This is a genomic window from Psychroserpens damuponensis, from assembly GCF_000826655.1.
In the GTDB taxonomy this organism is placed as follows: Bacteria; Bacteroidota; Bacteroidia; order Flavobacteriales; family Flavobacteriaceae; genus Psychroserpens; species Psychroserpens damuponensis.
The window spans coordinates 1-5,210 of sequence record NZ_JXJO01000005.1 but is presented as its reverse complement, the minus strand read 5'-3'; the positions used below and the strand labels follow the sequence as shown (position 1 = coordinate 5,210).

Annotated in this window: 5 protein-coding genes; all 5 read left to right on the top strand. The window is 29.4% G+C overall.

Annotated features, from left to right (window positions below; genetic code table 11):
- The first annotated feature begins 34 nt into the window (after positions 1–34).
- The 5 genes from TD29_RS03660 to TD29_RS03640 all read left to right on the top strand — a co-directional run bounded on the left by TD29_RS03660 (position 35) and on the right by TD29_RS03640 (position 5,155).
- Positions 35–1,957, top strand: a complete 1,923-nt coding sequence (locus TD29_RS03660) for an ATP-binding protein (RefSeq protein ID WP_052466965.1) — start codon at positions 35–37, stop codon at positions 1,955–1,957.
- 198 nt (positions 1,958–2,155) lie between these two features.
- Positions 2,156–2,521 (top strand): hypothetical protein, encoded by a 366-nt coding sequence (locus TD29_RS03655; protein ID WP_152611454.1) that lies wholly within the window; start codon positions 2,156–2,158, stop codon positions 2,519–2,521.
- A 14-nt stretch (positions 2,522–2,535) separates the two neighbouring features.
- Positions 2,536–3,072, top strand: coding sequence for a hypothetical protein (locus TD29_RS03650; protein ID WP_040278984.1), 537 nt, complete (start codon positions 2,536–2,538; stop codon positions 3,070–3,072).
- Between the two features lie 142 nt (positions 3,073–3,214).
- A complete protein-coding gene (locus TD29_RS03645; RefSeq protein ID WP_040278982.1) occupies positions 3,215–3,940 on the top strand; it encodes a hypothetical protein in 726 nt (241 codons plus the stop codon).
- 174 nt (positions 3,941–4,114) lie between these two features.
- Positions 4,115–5,155, top strand: coding sequence for a hypothetical protein (locus tag TD29_RS03640; RefSeq protein WP_040278981.1), 1,041 nt, complete (start codon positions 4,115–4,117; stop codon positions 5,153–5,155).
- Positions 5,156–5,210 lie beyond the last annotated feature (55 nt).

Sequence of the window (5,210 nt, the reverse complement as noted above, 5' to 3'; positions counted from 1 at the left end):
CACGTTGTAAGCAAGCTGACCGAACCGACAAACTATGAAACTAAACAAGCTAAAATTAAAAAACTTCAGAAGCTATTCTCAAGAAACAGAAATTGATATTTCAGACTTGAATGTTATCATTGGAAAAAATGATGTTGGAAAGTCAACAATTTTAGAAGCTTTAGACATTTTTTTTAATGGAAAGCCTGACAAATATGATTTATGTATTTCAAATGACAATTCACAAATAGAAATAACGTGTGTATTTGATGATTTACCTCAAGACTTAATTCTTGACGACACGATAAAAACGAGTTTAAAAGATGAATTTCTGCTAAATTCAAATAATAAACTTGAAATTAAAAAAAAGTTTCCAATTTCTGCATCTGGAAGTGTTTCGGAAGAATCTGTTATTATCTGTGAATATCCTGATAATGAAAATCTAAAGGATTTACTTTCTAAAAAGAGGACAACATTAAAGAATCAATTTGAGGAACTAAACATTAATTCCGAAGGAGTTAATAGAAGTAAAAGTAAAGAATTAAGAAATGCAATAAGAAATCATTTTTACCCTGATGGAAACATATCGAAAATTACCACCGAAATAAAAATAGATGGAAAGTTAGATAATGAAGATAACAGAAAGAAAATATGGACTGGTCTAAAAAAATACTTACCGATATATTCTCTATTCTTCGTAGATAAGCCATTGACTGACCAAGATTCAGATATTCAAGACCCAATGAAAGAAATAATAAAGGAAGTCCTTAAAAGAGACAATATTACACCTTTATTAGTTCAATTAAAAGAAGCAGTTCAGAATGCATCAACATCTCTCGCTGACGACACAATAAATAAATTAAACGAATTAGATTCAGATTTAGCAGAAACTTTACGCTCTAACTTTCCAAAAGAGCCTACTTGGAATTCAATATTTAAATTAACGTTAGAAGATAATAGAGGTGTTCCATTAAACAAAAGAGGAAGCGGAATGAGACGTTTAGTCTTATTAAGCTTTTTTAGAGCGCAAGTAGAAAATAGAAGAACAGCTAATGCACCAAACATTATTTACGCATTAGAAGAGCCCGAAACATCTCAACACCCAGATTTTCAATTAATGATTGTAAATGCTCTGAGAGATTTATCTGAGACGGATAATGCTCAAGTATTTTTTACAACACATAATTCTAATCTTGCAAAAGAAATCCCAAAAAAGTCATTGAGATATGTCTATTCAGACAATGGTAATACAAATATCGAAAGTGGTATAAATTCAGATGGCTCTGATAATACAGAAATAATTGATAAAATTATAGACACATTAGGAGCATTACCAGACCCAAAAAATAAAGTCAAAGTGTTAATTTTTGTAGAAGGCGAAAATGATATAAATGGCTTAATTGGAATAAGTAAACTTTTAAACTCAAATGATGACTCAATAATTAATTTGGAAAATAATGAATCTGTTGCTTTTATCCCTACAGGTGGCTCACAACTAAAGTATTATATAGAAAAAAAATATTTGGATGGTCTTCTTCAATCTCAAGTACATATTTATGACTCAGATATTCCTGCATATGTACAAAGTGTAGCAGATTTAAATGCAGAAAATAATGATAAAAAAGTTGGTTACAACACGACTAAATTAGAATTTGAAAACTATTTGCATCACGAAGCAATTAACGAATGTTATGAAGATTTAAATATTACTATTAACTTAACAGAGATAATAGATACAGATGATGTCCCTGAAAAAGTTGCAAGAGAAGTGCATAGTGTCACAAGTGATACTGATTGGGACACAATTAATCCAGACCCATTAAAAACGGAAGAAAAGCAAAAGAAAAAAATATCAAAAGCCAAACGTCAATTAAACACCAATGCGATTAATAAAATGACTGTTGAGAGATTAATCGAACGTGGAGGTTATGATGAAATTAAAAATTGGTTAGATAAAATTAAAGAATTTACAGAATAAAAAAAGCCAGCTTACAACACCGTATATAATTTATTGCTGGCTTCTCGCCTACTTACGAAAGTCCTCGTGGACTTTCTTGGTCGGTAATTATTTACTAATTTAGTTGCTTAAACCACGCAACAAACCATATACAAACACGTTGGCAGTAATTTAAAAAAACAAAAAATGAGAACAATTCTATTACTAATTATCACACTATTGTTTAGTTGTACCAGTGACAACGAAAACGACAATGAACAGAATAATCAAACTTTAAACATAAAGGTAGAAATAACCAATGGAGAGACAGTTGGAAATATCTACTGTTCTCATATAATATATAATGAAGACCAAACTGAAGTTGGATCTGCTCTATTCGCAGAAGAGTTCATAAACCCACCTTATGAAAAAAATATTTCAGTTGAAAAAAATCCTAATGGAGGAAGAATATATCTAAATCTTACTACACATAATGATTTTGACGAGATGAACTTATATATAAATGGCGAAGAAGTTTGTAGTAAATCAGGTCATCAGCCAACTTCGAATAGCTATTATACACGGACTTGTGTTTATGAATATTAATTGGAAAATTATCGATGTATATAAATAAAGAAGATTTACCAATATTAAACTATTTGCTCACCGAATTAGTAAAACCTATTAACAGTAACGGAATTGATTATAGTAGCTTACCAATTGAATATCAATTAAAATTCAAGGATAACAACAAAAAAGATACTGAATTTAGAAAGTTTGCTAACATTTTTGATAAATCAAACGCAGGTAAATTTGTGCAATCGAAAATTGGTTGGGCACTCATCTTACCAATCGCAAATTCTCATGGATTTGATTTCAATAAATTTTATGAAAAGCAAATTATAAAAGAAAAAAAAGAAATATACGATTATCAAATTTCAAGGATTAAAGCAAAAACTTTTATTCCAATATTAATTTTAGGAATGTTTGGAGGTGTTTATAGCTTCTATAGCTTATTAAAAGATATAGGAATCATCAATCTAAATCAAAACAAAGAAATACATAGCAATCAAGAAAATTTGGAGACTAATAATACCACAAAAAATATAGAATTTGAAAAATCACATGATTCAATTAAAGATAAAATAAGAAAATAAAAACTACTGCCAACACCGTATATAATTTATTGCTGGTTCTAGCCTACTTACGAAAATCCTCACGGATTTTCTATTCGGTTTTTATTTGCTAACTTTAGTGCTTAAACCACGCAACAAACCATATACAAACACGTTGTAAACAATGCTGAAAAACCTCATTTACATAACAATATTTCTAACTTCAATTTTGAGTTTTTCTCAAAACATAAAGTCAATTACGGAATTTAAAAAAGTTGGAGATAGCTTAATTAAAAGTAGATTAAGCGAATTTGACAAATCTGGAAATTTAGTCCGTGAAGTGAATTATGGAAAATTTGATTCCAGACTAAAAACTTTCAGAAATAAAATTAGAACGTTTGAAATTAAAAATGGACAAAGAGTTTCGGAATATTTCTGCGAAAACTTTGTTTCTAACGATACTTGTGTAGTTCGTGCATTTTCGACTTTCGAATTTGACAATAAAACCGGAATTGAAAAACAAACAAAATACGAATCCGATTCTCTTATTCGATTCATCCGAGAAACTAAAAAATCTAAAAGAATCAAAAGTTCTAAAACATACTCTTGGGAATTTATACCTGTTGAAAAACCTGACTTTGAAAAAGCTCTTGTCTTGTTAGACACAATATTTTATGACAAACAGAAAAGAAAAACAAAGAGAGTAAGCTACAACAATCGTAAAGAAAAGCCAGTTATTGAATTATATAAATATTCAGACAAGAATTATACTTATCAAACCATTGGAACATATAGAGATACAACTCTGACTTTTCAGTATAATGAATTACAAAAATTAGCCGATAAAAAATCGCTGAATTATATATTTCAGAATTCGGAAAATTATAAATACGATATAGAATATTACTAAAAGCACAGTTTACAACAACGTGTATAATTAATTGCTTGGGCAAATGCCTACTTGGAAAATTCCTTCGGAATTTTCTCTGGCTCGTGATAGTTTACTAAATTAGTTGCTTAACACGCAACTAACCATACACAAGACCGTTAGCAAATATTAAAAACAAACATCGTGCAATCGAAAATGAACTATCTGAAAATAATATTGTTTCTATTTATAATCTCTCAAAATGTTCACGGACAATTTGCTTTTAATAACATAGAGTTTGAGCTAAAAAATCCGCCTTCATCGAGTTATAAAATAATTCAAACAGAAAAGGGAAAACTAAAAAAGATACTTGAATTCAACGATAACGGAAAAATAATTTTTGATTATCGAGAAACAGAAATTCCACCATTTTTCAAGTGGAAAGAACCACACCGATTTATTTATGCAAATGAATACGACACAAGTGGTAGAATTATAAAAAGATATGATTTTAACTCAAATGCCGGTTTGTCAATTTACTCTTATGAATATGGACAAAACCCATTAACAAAAACATTGAACACACAGGAATATCCACAAAACGAAGATTATAAACAAAATACAAATACTTACGCATTCATCTCAAAATTTAAAAACTTTGAGCAATTAAAGAAATCCGAAGAAGTTTCAACCATTATCGCATCGCCAAAAATTAAAGGTTATGTTGAAAACCTTAATCAAGATAGTAAACCAATTAAGATAAAGGAATATAGCAGAATGTATGGAGATACTATTGTGACTTCCATTGAATACAACTCAAAAGGCGAAGAATTATCAAAAAAGGTTGTTGGAATTAGTACGAACGAAGTAAAAAGAGAAGTAATTAGTAAATTCGGACAAAACTCGGAAATCACAGAAATAATAAACTTCAGAAACGGAGAAAAAACTTCTGTTTACCGATTTGCAGAATCAAAAAAACCAACCGAAAACTCGGAAACTGAATATTCCGAGAGAAACGGAATTTTAAATATCAGACACAAAATATTTGACAAAGATGGCTATTTAACAAAAGTATCTGTATTTGAAACTGAATTTAATGGAGATTTAATAATTCCTGTAACATCAGATTTAAGAAAAACCTCTGAAATGATTTATAAATATAACAAAGACGGACTTTTGGAAAAGGAGATAATGACTAACTATAAAACTGGCAAAAAGGACACGAGAAAATACAAGTACCAAATTGAAATCGAATAAATAACATTTGCTAACACCGTGTATAATTAATTGCTAGTTATAGCCTACTTACGAA

Excerpts from the sequence above, each read along its gene's own strand:
- TD29_RS03660 (WP_052466965.1), top strand. The coding sequence starts at position 35 with ATGAAACTAAACAAGCTAAAATTAAAAAACTTCAGAAGCTATTCTCAA.
- TD29_RS03650 (WP_040278984.1), top strand. The coding sequence starts at position 2,536 with ATGTATATAAATAAAGAAGATTTACCAATATTAAACTATTTGCTCACC.
- TD29_RS03645 (WP_040278982.1), top strand. The coding sequence starts at position 3,215 with ATGCTGAAAAACCTCATTTACATAACAATATTTCTAACTTCAATTTTG.
- TD29_RS03640 (WP_040278981.1), top strand. The coding sequence starts at position 4,115 with ATGAACTATCTGAAAATAATATTGTTTCTATTTATAATCTCTCAAAAT.